At 43.3% G+C, this 15852-nt stretch carries 15 protein-coding genes, 4 tRNA genes and 1 other RNA gene; 11 read left to right on the forward strand and 9 right to left on the reverse strand.

Translation table 11 applies throughout. The annotated features are described in order from the left end of the window. Nucleotides 1-217 precede the first annotated feature (217 nt). The 9 genes from FHS86_RS07655 to FHS86_RS07695 all read left to right on the forward strand — a co-directional run bounded on the left by FHS86_RS07655 (nt 218) and on the right by FHS86_RS07695 (nt 9369). The gene (locus tag FHS86_RS07655; RefSeq protein WP_429412403.1) at nt 218-820 is read left to right on the forward strand and encodes a short chain dehydrogenase; all 603 of its coding nucleotides are present in this window, start codon (nt 218-220) and stop codon (nt 818-820) included. 68 nt (nt 821-888) lie between these two features. Next, complete coding sequence (locus FHS86_RS07660) at nt 889-3267, forward strand: heavy metal translocating P-type ATPase (RefSeq protein WP_429412404.1); 2379 nt, start codon at nt 889-891, stop codon at nt 3265-3267. A gap of 260 nt (nt 3268-3527) precedes the next feature. Then, nucleotides 3528-3719 (forward strand): cbb3-type cytochrome oxidase assembly protein CcoS, encoded by a 192-nt coding sequence (gene ccoS / locus FHS86_RS07665; RefSeq protein WP_429412405.1) that lies wholly within the window; start codon nt 3528-3530, stop codon nt 3717-3719. 12 nt (nt 3720-3731) lie between these two features. Continuing rightward, nucleotides 3732-5897, forward strand: a complete 2166-nt coding sequence (gene ccoN / locus FHS86_RS07670) for a cytochrome-c oxidase, cbb3-type subunit I (protein ID WP_429412406.1) — start codon at nt 3732-3734, stop codon at nt 5895-5897. Nucleotides 5898-5947: 50 nt separating this feature from the next. Next, nucleotides 5948-6145: a cbb3-type cytochrome c oxidase subunit 3 gene (locus tag FHS86_RS07675; protein WP_429412407.1), complete on the forward strand. Its 198-nt coding sequence runs from the start codon at nt 5948-5950 to the stop codon at nt 6143-6145. Between the two features lie 23 nt (nt 6146-6168). Continuing rightward, nucleotides 6169-6798, forward strand: a complete 630-nt coding sequence (locus FHS86_RS07680; protein ID WP_429412408.1) for a cytochrome c — start codon at nt 6169-6171, stop codon at nt 6796-6798. Nucleotides 6799-6809: 11 nt separating this feature from the next. Then, nucleotides 6810-8186 carry a cytochrome c oxidase accessory protein CcoG gene (gene ccoG, locus FHS86_RS07685; protein WP_429412409.1) on the forward strand — a complete coding sequence of 459 codons (1377 nt, stop codon included), beginning with the start codon at nt 6810-6812 and terminating at the stop codon, nt 8184-8186. A gap of 23 nt (nt 8187-8209) precedes the next feature. Beyond that, nucleotides 8210-8665: a FixH family protein gene (locus FHS86_RS07690; protein ID WP_429412410.1), complete on the forward strand. Its 456-nt coding sequence runs from the start codon at nt 8210-8212 to the stop codon at nt 8663-8665. Nucleotides 8666-8667: 2 nt separating this feature from the next. Next, a complete protein-coding gene (locus FHS86_RS07695; protein ID WP_429412411.1) occupies nt 8668-9369 on the forward strand; it encodes a sulfite exporter TauE/SafE family protein in 702 nt (233 codons plus the stop codon). 5 nt (nt 9370-9374) lie between these two features. Here FHS86_RS07695 and FHS86_RS07700 read toward each other — a convergent pair whose 3' ends face one another. The 7 genes from FHS86_RS07700 to ffs all read right to left on the reverse strand — a co-directional run bounded on the left by FHS86_RS07700 (nt 9375) and on the right by ffs (nt 11106). Further along, nucleotides 9375-9743: a DMT family protein gene (locus FHS86_RS07700; protein WP_429412412.1), complete on the reverse strand. Its 369-nt coding sequence runs from the start codon at nt 9741-9743 to the stop codon at nt 9375-9377. Nucleotides 9744-9848: 105 nt separating this feature from the next. Then, nucleotides 9849-10379 (reverse strand): hypothetical protein, encoded by a 531-nt coding sequence (locus FHS86_RS07705; RefSeq protein WP_429412413.1) that lies wholly within the window; start codon nt 10377-10379, stop codon nt 9849-9851. A 132-nt stretch (nt 10380-10511) separates the two neighbouring features. Then, nucleotides 10512-10585: transfer RNA gene (locus FHS86_RS07710), tRNA-Thr, on the reverse strand. Nucleotides 10586-10601: 16 nt separating this feature from the next. Continuing rightward, a tRNA-Gly gene (locus tag FHS86_RS07715) sits at nt 10602-10674 on the reverse strand. A 34-nt stretch (nt 10675-10708) separates the two neighbouring features. Further along, nucleotides 10709-10790: transfer RNA gene (locus FHS86_RS07720), tRNA-Tyr, on the reverse strand. A gap of 141 nt (nt 10791-10931) precedes the next feature. After that, nucleotides 10932-11005, reverse strand: a tRNA-Thr gene (locus FHS86_RS07725). A 1-nt stretch (nt 11006) separates the two neighbouring features. Further along, nucleotides 11007-11106, reverse strand: an RNA gene (gene ffs / locus FHS86_RS07730) — signal recognition particle sRNA small type. A 154-nt stretch (nt 11107-11260) separates the two neighbouring features. Here ffs and FHS86_RS07735 point away from each other — a divergent pair. Together FHS86_RS07735 and FHS86_RS07740 are read left to right on the forward strand one after the other, a co-directional pair. Then, a complete protein-coding gene (locus FHS86_RS07735; protein WP_429412414.1) occupies nt 11261-11818 on the forward strand; it encodes a DUF4199 domain-containing protein in 558 nt (185 codons plus the stop codon). Nucleotides 11819-11830: 12 nt separating this feature from the next. After that, nucleotides 11831-12787, forward strand: a complete 957-nt coding sequence (locus tag FHS86_RS07740; RefSeq protein ID WP_429412415.1) for a glycosyltransferase family 2 protein — start codon at nt 11831-11833, stop codon at nt 12785-12787. A 72-nt stretch (nt 12788-12859) separates the two neighbouring features. Here FHS86_RS07740 and FHS86_RS07745 read toward each other — a convergent pair whose 3' ends face one another. Together FHS86_RS07745 and FHS86_RS07750 are read right to left on the reverse strand one after the other, a co-directional pair. Continuing rightward, on the reverse strand, nt 12860-14140 hold the full coding sequence (locus tag FHS86_RS07745) for a M16 family metallopeptidase (protein WP_429412416.1): 1281 nt from the start codon (nt 14138-14140) through the stop codon (nt 12860-12862). Further along, nucleotides 14137-15378: a M16 family metallopeptidase gene (locus tag FHS86_RS07750; RefSeq protein ID WP_429412417.1), complete on the reverse strand. Its 1242-nt coding sequence runs from the start codon at nt 15376-15378 to the stop codon at nt 14137-14139. The genes FHS86_RS07745 and FHS86_RS07750 overlap by 4 nt, the downstream gene beginning before the upstream one ends. Nucleotides 15379-15852 lie beyond the last annotated feature (474 nt).

Genomic DNA, 15852 nt, shown 5'->3' on the forward strand with positions numbered 1-15852 from the left:
TCGATACGATTGCAGGTAAGTGACTTATGGTTCAACAATAAAAGATATTTAGATCTGTTTTTGTTCAGTAAAAACGAAGGATCTAAACTATTTTTATCCCACTTTGTTAGAAAATAATTGCTTAATGAAGTCACCAAAACTTGAAACCGACTCTGTTTCCGGCATAATAAGCGACAAAGTGCATTTTAAAAATATTTAAATATTTAAAATACTTATAATGAGAATATTGATTGTAGGTGCAAGCGGCACCATTGGAAAAAGCGTTTACGAAAATTTGAAACAAAAGCATGAGCTGATAACAGCATCGCGAAACTCAGGAACTTATAAGGTTGACATTTCATCGGCTGCATCTATAAAAAGCCTTTTCGAAGCAAGCGGCCACCTCGATGCCATCGTTAATTGTGCAGGTGCTGTGAAATGGAACGATTTGAGTCAGATGACAGAAGATGATTTTTACGTAGGTATAAAAAGTAAAATGATGGGTCAGGTCAACCTGGTTCAGATCGGAAAAGAGTATCTGAATCCTGAAGGTTCAATTACACTGACTACCGGTATTTTGGCCGACGATCCGGTAAGACATACCGCAGGAGCTGCGCTTGTAAACGGAGCCATCAATAGTTTTGTTATAGCGGCAGCACGAGAACTTAAAAACGGAATCCGTATCAATGTAGTAGCTCCGGGAGTGGTTGAAGATGCCTCGGACAAAACAAAAAGTCTTTTCCCTGGTCAGGAACCAGTTAGCATGAAAAAAGTTGTCAATGCATACATCCGAAGTATTGAAGGCAATGTAAGCGGCGAAATCATTAAAATTTATCAGTGACCGGGGCTTTGCACTTTTTAAAAATCGTACTTTCAACCTTTGATTAGAAACCGAATTTTAGCTGAACCTTGAAAGAAAAGTGTATACACTGTGGAAATGAGGCCCTGCAGGTGGTTTATCACCATGACAAGCCCTTTTGTTGTGAAGGATGCGTGATGGTGTATAAAATACTTAACGACCGGCAACTTTACGATTATTATGAGATCCAGGATGCGCCCGGCATCAAAGACAATTCACCTGCCGAAAGTTACGAATACCTCGATGAAGAAAGTATCAAGTTATCGGTACTTGAGTTTCGCGATGAATCGATTTGTAAGATCAATCTGTACATTCCGGCCATTCACTGCAGTTCGTGCATCTGGCTGCTAGAGCACCTGGAACGCCTTCATTCGGGCATCCTCTCTTCGATGGTCAACTTCAACCGTAAAAAACTGACTGTAAGTTACGACGAGCGCAAAATTAAACTCAGCCAACTGATGCAACTGCTGGCTTCGATTCATTATAAAGCTTATATTCCAAAGGAAAAGAAGCATATTGAAAAGAGTGAAAGCAGAAAATTGCTCATCAAACTGGGAATAGCCGGCTTTGCCTTTGGCAATGTAATGTTGCTGAGTTTCCCCGAATACCTTTCGTCCGACATTGTGCTCAATGAAGCATTGGTAAATTCATTTGGCTGGATCAGCATTGCACTTTCGCTGCCGGTAATGTTTTATGCGGCCTCCGATTATTTCATGTCGGCCTGGAAAAACCTGCGTAAGCTGATTGTCAGCATCGATCTGCCCATTGCTATTGGGATCATCGCCATTTTTGCACGCAGTTTGTTCGAAATAATCAGCAAAAGCGGTGCAGGTTATCTTGATTCACTTACCGGGCTTGTTTTCTTTTTACTGATCGGAAAATGGTATCAGGCCAAAACCTACGATGCGCTCAATTTCGAAAACGATTACACTTCGTACTTCCCGCTCGGAGTTTACAAGGTCGATGGTGAGCAAGAATACATTGTTCCTGTTGACCAGTTGGAGGAAGGCGATTTGATAAGAATTAAAAACGGTGAGATCATCCCGGCCGATTCGCTTTTGATGAGCCCGGCCACTTCGGTCGATTACAGTTTTATAACCGGTGAATCGGTACCTGTAAGTAAAAAGGAACAAGAATTGATTTACGCAGGAGGAAGAATTATCGGCCAGTCTGTACTATTAAAAGTGAGTCGCACGGTTGAAGCCGGCTATCTGGCTTCGATGTGGAAGGAACATGGAAAAAATCAAAGCAGTGTTTTATCGGGTACCCTCGATACGGTAAGCCGATATTTTACCATCATTGTTTTGCTCATTGCAACACTAACTGCAGTTTACTGGGCTTTGAACGATCCTTCTAAAGTTATTTTTGCCTTCACTTCGGTATTAATCGTTGCTTGTCCGTGTGCCCTGGCACTTTCGATACCTTTTGCATTCGGGCACGGTCGCACTTTTATGGGCAAAAAAGGCTTCTACCTGAAAAAAGCCGAAATCATCGAACAACTTCATCAAAGTGACACCATCGTTTTTGATAAAACAGGAACACTGACCGATCCCAATGCCTTCGAGCTTGAATTCAGTCCCGTTTCAGAAAAGCTTCCCGACTGGCGATTGGTTCGAAGCGTTTCCATGCAATCGAACCATCCACTGAGCAGGGCGGTCAGTGCCCATCTCTATGGTGCCGAAAGTTTGCCTTCAAGCAATTTCAGTGAAGAAACGGGTAAAGGCCTACAGGCCCTTTGTATGGGGAAAAAGGTAGTGCTGGGGTCAGCCGCTTACCTTGGAATTGAACAAAGCGGATCAGACAACAGCACGCAGGTCCATTTAAAAATTGACCATGAATATCTGGGTTATTTCAGTATAAAAAACCATTATCGTCGGGGCTGGCAGCAGCTACTGGAAGATCTTGGAAAGAACTACGAACTTCATCTGCTTTCGGGTGATAATGACCAGGAAAGAAGTGTATTGAATCGCTTCATTCCTGAAAAAAATCTGCATTTTAATCAATCTCCCAGAGATAAGCTGAATTACATCAAAATGCTACAGGAGAAAAAGCGAAAGGTACTCATGGCAGGCGACGGACTCAACGATTCGGGAGCACTCAAACAGAGCAATACCGGCATTTCGGTGGCCGATAACATCTATCTGTTTGCCCCTTCGAGTGATGGCATCATCAATGCTTCTTCGTTGCGCTATCTTCCGGCCATGCTAAAATTCAGCCACAGCAACATGAAGGTGGTTTATGCCAGCTTTGTACTTTCCTTTCTCTATAACATCGTAGGAATTTATTATGCATCATCAGGACAGTTGTCTCCGATTATTGCAGCCATTTTAATGCCCCTGAGTTCGATCACTGTCGTGGCATTTACCAGCCTGAGCACCATGTATCTGGGGCGAAAAACAATCAAAAAACTTCAGCATACAAGCCACTAAAATGCTAGTCATCTATTGTTTGATTTCATCAGCTTAAAATGAACTGATTCATTGTGGCCTGATCGCGGAACAGCCAATAAAATCAGAAAAAAAATAGTCATCACATTATAAATAAGCAGTTGAAATTTTATTTATCTCCGCTCTAAATAAGGAAAACCATCAACCTTTATCAATTTATTATGTTTCCTTTTTTTAGAAAATTATATGCAACAATTTCAGTAGAGTAAAAAGTTCCTATTTTTAAAAATTCAAACAGGGCAATGAGTGTAATTTTCGTACTTATCTTAATCAGTTTGCTGGTAGCTATTGCTTTTCTGACTGCATTTATCTGGGCAGTCAGATCGGGTCAATACGACGATGATTATACCCCTTCGGTTCGAATGCTGTTCGATGACAAAAAAGAAAAAGAAAAAGACAAAAACAAAAAAGATCAAGACGATAAACCTAATTAATGAAGCAGAAAAATGAGCCAGGAGACCTTTTTCTATGACAACAAAATTGTGAAGTATTTTGCCTACGCTACCATTATCTGGGGACTGGTAGGCATGCTGGCCGGATTACTGGCCGCCTTGCAGCTGGCCATGCCGGCACTCAACTTCAACATCGAGTACACTACTTTTGGGCGGGTACGTCCGGTACATACCAATGCAGCCATTTTTGCCTTTGTTGGCAATGGCATCTTTATGGGCGCCTACTACTCGATGCAACGACTGTTAAAAACACCCATGTACAGTAAGAAGCTGAGCTATTTTCATTTTTGGGGCTGGCAGCTCATTATTGTTCTGGCAGCCGTTACCCTTTTGCTTGGTTTTACTACCGGTAAAGAATATGCCGAACTCGAGTGGCCCATCGACATCATGATTGCAGTTGTTTGGCTGGCCTTTGGATGGAACATGTTTGGCACCATCGCCAAACGAAGGGTAAAACACATGTATGTAGCCATTTGGTTTTACATTGCAACCTTTGTTACCGTAACGGTGCTGCATGTTGTTAATTCAGTTGAAATACCTGTCACGCTATTAAAAAGTTATCCGGTATATGCCGGGGTACAGGATGCCCTTGTGCAATGGTGGTACGGACACAATGCCGTGGCATTTTTCCTGACAACGCCTTATCTGGGGCTGATGTATTACTTTGTTCCTAAAGCTGCCAATCGTCCCGTATATTCTTACCGTTTATCGATACTGCACTTTTGGTCGCTCATATTTATATACATTTGGGCCGGACCTCACCATTTGCTTTATACTTCGTTACCCAACTGGGCCCAATCGTTGGGAACCGTTTTTTCCATTATGCTCCTTGCTCCGTCGTGGGGTGGAATGATTAACGGGCTGCTTACCCTGCGGGGAGCCTGGGATAAGGTACGCGACAGTGTGGTATTAAAATTCTTTGTGGTTGCAATTACCGCCTATGGAATGTCGACCTTCGAAGGTCCCATGCTTTCACTGAAAAATGTAAACGCCATCAGTCACTTTACCGACTGGACGGTAGCCCATGTTCATATTGGCACCCTGGGCTGGAACGGATTCCTTACCTTTGGTGCACTCTACTGGCTCATCCCCCGTCTGTTTAAACGGGAAATCTTTTCTCAGAAACAGGCCAATGCTCATTTCTGGATTGGAACCCTTGGAATTTTATTCTATGCCATCCCCATGTACTGGGCAGGTTTTACCCAAAGTTTAATGTGGAAAGAATTTACTGAAGAAGGTTTTCTGCGTTATCCCAACTTTCTCGAAACCGTAACGCAAATTCGCCCGATGTATTACATCAGAGCCTTTGGCGGCCTGCTTTATCTTACCGGTGTAATCATTATGGTCTGGAACCTTTTCAAAACCATTCAACTGGGCAGCTTTGAAAATGAAGAAGAAGCATCGGCTCCGGCGATTGAACTTCACGAAAAAAAGTTACAAAGCGAAACGGCCCATCATTTTCTTGAACGACGTCCGGTTCGTTTGCTGATAATTGCGCTGGTTGTGGTACTGATTGGTGGTTTGGTAGAGATCATTCCAACTTTCCTTGTCAAATCGAATGTTCCTTCAATCGCCAGTGTAAAGCCCTACACGCCACTTGAACTGGTTGGCAGAGACATCTACCTGCGCGAAGGTTGTTATAACTGTCATTCGCAAATGATCCGTCCGTTCAGGTCGGAAACCGAACGTTACGGCGAATATTCGAAAGCTGGCGAATTTGTTTACGATCATCCTTTCCAATGGGGATCGAAACGCACCGGCCCCGATTTGGCGCGCATCGGGAGCATGACTACCAAAAATTACAAACCCGACCTGTGGCACTTTAATCACATGTTGGATCCTCAGAGTTTAAATCCGGAATCAATCATGCCCAAATATCCCTGGCTCATCACCGACGATATGAGAATCGATGATTTGCAGGCCAAAATAAGGGCGATGCAAAAATTGGGCGTTCCCTATGCCGATGGTTATGAACAAAGAGCTTTCGACGACCTGCATCAGCAAGCTCAAAAAATTGCCGATGGCCTGATTGCACAGGGAGCTGAGGTTACAAGCGAAAAGGAAATCATTGCCCTGATAGCTTATTTGCAGCGACTGGGAACCGACATTAGTAAGCCGGCAGTGAATACCGGGGCCGAAGCAGCCCAATCAGAGCAGTAAAATTAAAACAGGTGACATTACCAAAGTAGTAGTTAAAATCAGTACAGCTTATGAAACTTGTCAGCCATTATTTTGAATCGGTAAGCGGAATTGAGATTTATCCCATCATTTCATTTCTGATCTTTTTCTTCTTTTTCCTGGTGGTAGGTTTAATGGTGATCCGCATGGATAAAAACGACATCGAAGAATTGTCGAATTTACCGCTCGATGATGATCCTGGCTCCAGCTTGCCTGAACAAAAATCGTAACAACCTTTTCATGAACAAAAACAATGGAAACAAATCAACACAACAATAACAAGCCAGCAGAATTTGATCCTGTAACCAACGACCAATTTGTGAAAGACCACGAATTTGACGGCATACGGGAATTGGATAATGATCCGCCTTCGTGGCTCAATATTTTATTCATCATTTCGGTACTATTTGCCTACACTTATCTTGTCAATTATCACTGGTTTAAAGCTGGCGATTTACAGGAAGAAGAATACAGAAAGGAAATGGCAGCACTTATTGAAGAAGAAGCTGAAGAAGCTGAAGAAACTGACGAAGCAAGCCCGGCTGAAAATACCGAACCCCTTGTATTTCCGCTAACTGATGCCCGACGCTTATCCGATGGAGAAAAAATCTATCAAAACAACTGTGCTGTATGCCATCTGGCCGAAGGTCAGGGGCTTGTTGGCCCCAATTTAACCGATGATTACTGGATACACGGAGGTACCTACGATGAAGTAAAAGCAATTATTGTGAATGGTGTCATATCAAAGGGAATGATTGCATGGAAAAATCAGCTTTCACCAAAGCAGATCGACAATGTTACCAGCTACCTGTTCACCTTACGTGGCACCAATCCGCCCAATCAGAAAGCACCCGAGGGAACCTTGTTTCAACCTGAAAATTAAACAGGTAAGCCATGGAGCAAAACAACAAAAAGGATTCATTCCGCGACCGCATTTCAACGCAAACTGAAAGTGGACGAAGGGCATGGGTTTTTGTTAACCCGCCCAAAGGAACACTTCATTTCTATCGGTCGCTGGTAGCAGCCATTTTACTGCTTTTCTTTTTTGTTGCTCCATTCATCAGGGTAAATGATGCTCCTTTCCTGCTTTTCGATGTAATACACCGTAAGTTTATCTTGTTTGGAAAGGTCTTCTGGCCTCAGGATTTTCATCTGCTGGTTATTGCCATGATTACCTTTCTGGTTGCGCTGGTGCTTTTTACCGTCGTGTATGGCCGTATTTGGTGCGGTTGGGCCTGCCCGCAAACCATCTTTCTCGAAATGCTTTACCGCAAGGTCGAATTTTTAATTGATGGAAATGCCCGGGAACAACGCAGACTGGCACAAAGCGACTGGAACTTTGAAAAACTTTGGAAGAGAAGTCTGAAACATAGCATTTTCATCCTGTTATCGATCATCATCAGTCATACCCTGCTTAGCTATTTTGTGGGCAGCGATCAGGTAATTGAAATGGTACGCAGGGGCCCGTCGGAGAATTGGGGCACCTTTGCATTGATGCTCTTGTTTTCATTTGTATTCTATTTTCTATACAGCATGTTCCGCGAGCAGGTATGTTCCATCATCTGCCCATACGGACGCTTGCAGGGGGTGCTGCTCGATTCCAACTCGCTGCTTGTAGCTTACGACTACATGCGTGGTGAACCACGCGGAAAACTGAGCAAAACAGTCGGCAATTGCATCGACTGTAAAAAATGTGTCAATGTTTGTCCGGCCAATATCGACATTCGAAACGGCACCCAGCTCGAGTGTGTCAACTGCACGGCCTGTATCGATGCATGCAATTCGGTGATGACCCGCATTAAGAAACCCAAAGGACTGATCAGGTTCGCCACTGAAAATGAAATTAAAAATGGAAAGAAGTTCAAGATAAACACCCGCATAATCGCTTATTCATTCGTTCTGCTGGCACTATTGGCAATACTCACCACCCTTTTTGTTACCGGAAAGCAAACCGAGACCAGCCTGTTACGAACCACGGGGTCGCTATATCAGGAACAGGAAAATGGTGATATTCTGAATATTTACAACCTGAAAATCATCAACAAATCGGGAAAAGATTTATCGTTTGAAGTAAGATTATTATCGCATGAAGCAAAACTGCAACAAATTGGTAAAAAAGATAGCATTGCCAGCAATCAGTTGCTTGAGGATGTAATTTTGCTGAGCATCAGCCGGGATCAACTGAAGCCGGGCAGCAATCCAATTCGTTTTGGTATTTTTGTAAACGAACGACTTACAGAAGAAGTAAAAACCACCTTTCTGGCACCCTGAATCAGAAAGTTAAATAATAAACCATGAAGCAATTCAACTGGGGACACGGCATCCTGCTGGCCATCATTCTGTCGGTATTGGGCATTTTAACCATGGTATTCCTTTCGTTTAACGAAAGAATTGACTTGGTTAGCGAAGACTATTATCCCAGGGAGCTGGTCTACGAAGAACAAATCGAAAAAATGAGAAATACGGCCGCTTTACCAACACCGATCAGGGTTTCGCTGAATGAATCGATACAAATTGTTTTCCCCGAATTTTTTAAGCATCAACATGAGCAATTAAAAGGAGAAGTATGGTTCTACCGTGCCTCCGATCGTTTTGCCGATTTCAGGGACAGCATCCTGCTCGACAGCACTTTGCAACTCTCCTACCCGCTTGAGCAGTTCATCGAAGGAAAGTATGACCTGTTTATTGACTATAGCGACGACAAAAAACACTATTTACACAAGGAAACCATCATGATTAACAATAACTGACCATGTTTATTTTCGAAGGATTTATGATTGGACTGCTTGGCAGCCTGCATTGTGTGGGCATGTGCGGTCCGCTGGCTCTTGCATTGCCACTCGCTCAAAAAACCGGATTTAAAAAAGTAGCCGGTGCCCTGCTTTACAATCTTGGACGTGCAAGCACCTATGCGGCCATGGGACTTCTACTTGGCTTACTGGGCCTGGGTGCAAAATTGTATGGCATTCAGCAATGGGTTTCCATCGTTACGGGAAGCATCATGATTCTTTCGGTTTTACTGGCACCTGTTGCAAATTTCAAGGCCTTTTTTCAGCGTTTAAGTTTTAAGAACAGCTCGTGGATACAGCAGGGAATTTCGAAACGCCTGCGCAATCCCAAACTGCACACGCTCTATATCATTGGTCTGCTTAATGGCCTCCTTCCCTGCGGGCTGGTGTACATTGCCATTTCGGGAGCACTGGTCAGCCCGTCGCTGCTCAACAGCGTATTGTTTATGTTCCTTTTTGGGCTGGGAACCCTTCCGATGCTGTTTGTAATCTCCTATTTTGGCGGTTTAATAAAGGGGAAGTATCTCTCCCGGATTCAGCGTCTCATTCCGGTGTTCATTGTTTTACTCGGTCTACTGTTCATCGTTCGCGGGCTCAACCTTGGAATTCCCTATCTGAGCCCGAAATTTAACAGCGAAAAGCAGGAAATGAATTGTTGCCATTAAAAGACTTATTTCTTAAAAATAAAATAAACAGCCAGGACCAGAAACACAAAGCCAATTAAATGATTCAACCTAAATGTTTCGGTTTTAAAGAAAACCAACGAAAAGACAGTAAATACCAGCAAGGTGATTACTTCCTGAATTACTTTCAATTCGACCAATGAGAACGGACCACCGTTTTGACTAAAGCCTATGCGGTTGGCCGGAACCTGAAAAATATATTCAAAAAAGGCAATTCCCCAACTTATTGCGATAATTCCCAATAAAGGAAGGCTGTCGAACCACTTCAACTCTTTAAATTTCAAATGACCATACCATGCGAAGGTCATGAAGGTATTGGACAAGACCAATAATCCGATTGTATAGACTGTCTTCATTCATCATAAAAAAACGTTGCAATTTTACCGATAAAAAACAGAAGACAATACGTCAATCAAAAAAAAAATATCATTTGTAAGATCAACCATTATCACTTATACATCTCAAAAGTTGATGGCTAGCCTTACACCATAGGTTTGTACTTTACAATCATTCACATTTTGCAGGCTGAAATCGGGCTTTAAGTGCATGGACAAGCGCAAGTCCTGATAAGCTAAATTCTTAACCCTTGCAACTTTAGCTACGTCGTAGATACTCCATAAATGAATGAACGTGGTTCCCAGTAAACCAGAAAGTATCAATGCCCTGCTGCCCCTGGGTACATCTCCAGTTTCGTAATGAACACTCATTGACATTACAAAACCCGTCAAAACAACCCCGGTACAAAGCATTTCACTTCCAAAAACCAGGGCACCCCGTAATGGTTCACCTACATAGAAATAGCCGGCCGAAGGGAAAATATAATTCGCCAATCCTGCTGCCAGCGGTGAATAGCGTTCATGAACGATTATTTCGCGGTAGTTATTCAGCGTAATATCCTTTTTACAATCACGGTAGTGCAAGCGTTGTCCGAAAGCGCCAACCGTAAACATTAACAGACAGGCTAACAGGAAAAACATATTCAATCTTTTCATTCTCACGAAGTATGATTAATAGATATTCATAACCCATGTAAAAGTACATTAAATAGCTGTTTATCTTAATAATATTTAAGGAAGAAAGTGAATATTGAAGAAAAAAAAAGGAACCTTTTGGTTCCAACTAAGAGCCGAATGTCAGATTCGAACTGACGACCCCGAGATTACAAATCACGTGCTCTGGCCAACTGAGCTAATTCGGCAAAATTTCGATAAATGAGCGGGAGACGGGGCTCAAACCCGCGACCCTTAGCTTGGAAGGCTAATGCTCTATCAACTGAGCTACTCCCGCATGGGAGCCAGAGCACCATGGTGCTCTGGCTGAGTGGGAAGAGCAGGATTCGAACCTACGAAGGCTGAGCCAACAGATTTACAGTCTGCCCCGTTTGACCGCTTCGGTATCTTCCCTTTTTCAATATGTTATGAACTTTTTTGAATTTAACGAAAGCTGAACCAACAGATTTATCCCGATTTGATCGGGACTCCGTTTGACTCCCGATCAAATCGGGATCGGTATCTTCCCATTAAATATTTAGAACTTAAAAAAAGAGCCGAATGTCAGATTCGAACTGACGACCCCGAGATTACAAATCACGTGCTCTGGCCAACTGAGCTAATTCGGCAGGTGGGTAAGCTACCTGTGTCGCACCGCTACGACCGCCTATCCTTGCTGCCTTCCGGCCCTGGGGAGTTTCAGCAGGAGCTGGTCGCACAGGACTTACCCGGCGACAAAAGTAGAAAATTTTGTAATACCACAAAATATTTTTTCATTCGAAATAAAAATTCTTTCCCTGCCGCGATTTCAGGCTGCTTCGAACACTTTTATTAACAGTAAAAAAGGGTATATTTGCCTAAATCATTAACCAAAAAACATGATCATGGAAACAAATAAGAGCCTGTTCTGGAACAAGGCCATGCTGTGGGGATTCATTACAGCCCTTGGCATCATGATAGTTACCTCTGCCTATTATGCCACCGACAACTACTTTGCAAGTTCCCGCTCGTGGGTTGAATTAGCCGTTTATATAGCCGGCATTGTTTTATGTGCACTAAGTTTTAAAGCAACACTTGCCGACAGCGACGAATTCCCCTATGCAAGGGCCCTGGGCCTGGGAGTCGCTACGCTGTTTTTTGCTTCCTTAATTATCGCCCTCTTTACCTTCGTGTTTTTCAAGTACATCGATCCGGGTATGATTGACGAAATTCTGTTGAATACCGAAGAAGTAGCGCTTTCGAAAGGTGTACCAGAGGAGATGATCGAGCAACAAATAGCAATGCAGGAGAAATTTACACAACCTGCCATACTGGCTGCTTCTACTATTTTTGCCACTGTTTTATATGGCTTAATTATTTCACTGCTTACTTCCATTTTCCTCAAAAAGAAAAGTGCAGGGGGTTATAATTCAGCCATGAACGAAATTAAAGACGAAGAATAAGCGCGCCGGAATATGGATTTATCAATTGTTATTCCTCTGTTGAACGAAGAAGAGTCGTTACCCGAACTGAGCGCCTGGATTGTGCGTGTGATGGAAGCACACCAACTGAGCTATGAAGTGATTTTTATCGACGATGGCAGCAGAGATCATTCCTGGGAAACCATTTGCCGGCTGGCCGAAGAAAATCCGAACATCCAGGGCATCAGTTTTCAGCGTAACTATGGAAAATCAGCAGCCCTGCACGTAGGCTTTCGTAAGGCCGTGGGCGACATTGTGGTAACTATGGATGCCGACCTTCAGGACAATCCGGAAGAAATCCCTGAAATGATGCGCATGATCAGGGAAGACGGATACGACCTGGTTTCGGGATGGAAAAAAATAAGACACGATCCGGTGCTTTCGAAAAATCTTCCAAGTAAGTTTTACAACTGGACCGTTCGAAGAATGACGCATATTAAGCTGCATGATATGAACTGCGGTTTAAAGGCCTATAAAAAACAGGTCATAAAAAGCATCGAAGTGTATGGCGACATGCATCGTTTTATTCCCGTGCTGGCGAAATGGGCAGGTTTTAAAAAGATAGGCGAAAAGGTGGTGAAACACCAGGAAAGGAAATACGGAGAAACCAAATTCGGGCTCGAACGTTTTATTCGCGGACCACTCGATTTGATTTCTGTTATGTTCATTTCGCGCTTTGCCAAACGCCCCATGCATTTCTTTGGCGTGTTTGGTTCACTCATGTTTATTCTGGGTTTTTTTGCAGCGCTCTGGGTCGGAATTCAAAAGATTTATGCCCTTAAAAATCATATCGCGGCACGACTGGTTACCGACAACCCTTATTTCTACATCGCATTAACCGCCATGATCATTGGTTCGCTCTTTTTTCTGGCCGGTTTTATAGCCGATCTGGTTTCACGCAATGCAGCCGACCGCAACCAATATCAAATTGGTGACACAACATTGAAGTAAAAACGATTTTTTCTTCAACACAAAAGGTGCTTAATGGCACCTTTTTTTCTATAATGCAAAGTAATAGCCTGACTACATTTTTCCGGCCACCACTTCGTACATGTCTTCATGCTGCAGGTATTGCACCGCCAGCTGCTGAATACGTTCAGGGGTAATCAGCTGTATTTCGCTGATTAATTGCTCATAATGATCGTACCATAAACCAGCTTCCAGCAGCGTTCTTAAACTGGCCGACATGGCAAATACCCCGTCGAAACTACGTAAATTTTCACCCAGCAAATAGTTCTTTACCACTTCCAGCTCTTCTTTATCTACTGCCTCCTGTTGCAATCGTTGAATCACCTGATAAATCGATTGCAGGGCCGGTGCAGTCACCTCCACTCCCACTTCACTTGAAATAGAAAGATAAGCAGCATTTGGCAAGGTTAAAATATAGGATCCTATACCATAGGTATAGCCTTTCTCTTCGCGCAATTCGGTCATCAGCCTCGATCCGAAATACCCGCCCAAAAGCGTACTTAAAATTGTGAGTCCGTGAAAATCGTGATGCTCCCGGTTAGGCAGCAAACAGCCAATTCGAACAGCCGATTGCAATGCGTCGCCTTTAATAAGCAGGTGCTGTTTCTCACCTGCCGGTGCTAATTCAAACTGCTGATTGTAAACGGGCTCACCCGAGGTCCAGTTATTCCCTCCCAGATAACGTTCAACAGCTTTCTTTTCCTCAGCGCCATAGCGCCCTGCTACAATGATTCGACAATTCGAAGCACAATAATGTTTCCGGTGAAAATCCTGTAAAACATGGCTGTTGATCGCATTGAAATCTTCAATCTTATTGGTGTTGGCATAAGGATGATCTTCACCAAAAAGCACCTGGGAAAAGCGCTTCTGAGCCATGGTTTTCACCTTGTTGTTTTCAACAATAAATTGTTGTTTCTTTTTAATTAGCTGTGCTGAAACCTCTTTTTCGGGAAATATGGGATGCATGATTACATCGGCCGTTACCCTGAGAATTTCATCAAGGTACTTATTCAGCGTCAATACGGTCACATTACCAAATTGCTGGTCGGCACTTAATTGCAGATAGGCACCTCTGAAATCGAATGCTTCGGCAATTTGTTGAGCGCTATAATGCTTACTGCCTTGATTCATAAAAGCGTTGGCAAGGCCGGCGACCAGGTTTTCCGACTGATACCATGTTCCGGCATCAAAAATCATATCGATTTTCACCAACTCCTGACTCCCTGCATTGATTCCCCAAACCTTGATGCCATTGCTTAAGACCCATTCTTCGGGCATCAAATAGTCGAAGGTTGCTATCCCTTTTATTTCAGGGGCTATGTTTCGCTTTATCATGCTTTCCTTTTATGATAATAGATGGTTGAACAATTGCTATCGACAAATAAACGGCGGGCAACCGCATTCAGCTGTTCGGCATTAACAGCACGGTACATTTCATTCTGACGGTTGATGAGCCCGGCATCGCCCAGTAATTCATAAGCCGCCAGTGCCATTGCCTTATTCAAATAGGAAATTTCGGAATAGAGAAGATTGGCCTCTACCTTGTTAATCACCTTCTGCAATTCATTCCGATCGATCAATTCGTTCTTAAGTATTTCAAGTTCTTCACGAATGGCCGCTTCTGCTTTTTCCATGCTCATCCCGTCAATTAACTTTCCACCAATGGTTAGCAAACCCGGATCGGCATCGCCGGTGATAAAAGCATCCAGCTCGCCGAAAATTCCCTGTTCAATTACCAGCTTACGGTACAGTCTTGAAGAATGACCATTGGAAAGGATATCCGAAATCAGGTCGGCTGTATGATAGTCGGGCCCCAACTTTCCATCCATATGAAAGGACATAAACAAGGCATCGTAGGGCACATCGCGTTCGACATGCTTTTCACGGCAGGCTGTCTGAGTGGGTTCAACGGGAAGCCTGCGCTCAGGCACCTCACGATGAGGGATGGCTCCAAACCATTTTTCTGCCAGACCAAACACCTGCTCAGCATCGACATGACCGGTCACAGAAAGCACTGCATTATTGGGTGCATAATGTTTAAAGAAGAAATCTTTTACATCGTTAAGTGTGGCATTTTCGATGTGCGCAGGCGATTTACCAATGGTGGCCCAACGATAGGGATGTACTTTATACGCCAGTTCTTTAATCAGCAGATATAAATCACCATAGGGTTGATTCAGGTAATTTTGTTTGAACTCTTCGATTACCACATTGCGCTGTACGGCAAGGCTTTTTTCGCTGAAAGCCAGTTCAAGCATGCGATCGGACTCGAGCCAAAAACCTGTTTCGAGGTTATTGGCCGGCACTGTAAGATAATAGTTGGTCAGATCGCTGGTGGTAAAAGCATTGTTTTCGCCCCCCACTTTCTGAAGCGGCGTATCGTAATCGGGAATGTGCTTCGACCCGCCAAACATCAAATGTTCAAACAAATGGGCAAAACCTGTTTTCTCCGGATTTTCATCACGCGAACCCACATCATAAGCTACATTGACTGCAGCCATGGGAGTCGATTGATCTACATGAACAAGCACTTTGAGTCCGTTTGCTAAACGCTTTTTATGAAATTCGATCATTGTTAAAAAATTGAACCGCAAATGTAGTGCTTTTAGCCCGACCGGCAAATGCCTGTGACTTAATATGCGGGGCTCGACGACAGAACGAAGGATCGCAAAGAAGCTGCCAAAAAATTCGACCGTGAATAGCCATGTTTGGATGAATTGAAAGGTCGAAAGCTGAACTAGTTGCCTGTTCCCGGCTTCCAATTCTTTTTTTTACGCTTACAAGGCTTGTTGACCGCTGTAAAAGCTTTTTTTCACTACAACAAACCTTGTTGAAGCCGAAAAAACGTTTTGACAGCCATTACAAGACTTGTTGACAGCGAAAAAACGTTTTTACAGCCATTACAAAATTTGTTGAAGGCAAAAAAAATGTTTTTACAGTCATTACAAGACTTGTTGAAGCCGAAAAAACGTTTTGACAGCCATTACAAGACTTGTTGACAGCGAAAAAACGTTTTTACAGCCATTACAAAATTTGTTGAAGGCAAA

Source organism: Roseimarinus sediminis, from assembly GCF_050433125.1.
Classification (GTDB): Bacteria; Bacteroidota; Bacteroidia; order Bacteroidales; family Prolixibacteraceae; genus Roseimarinus; species Roseimarinus sediminis.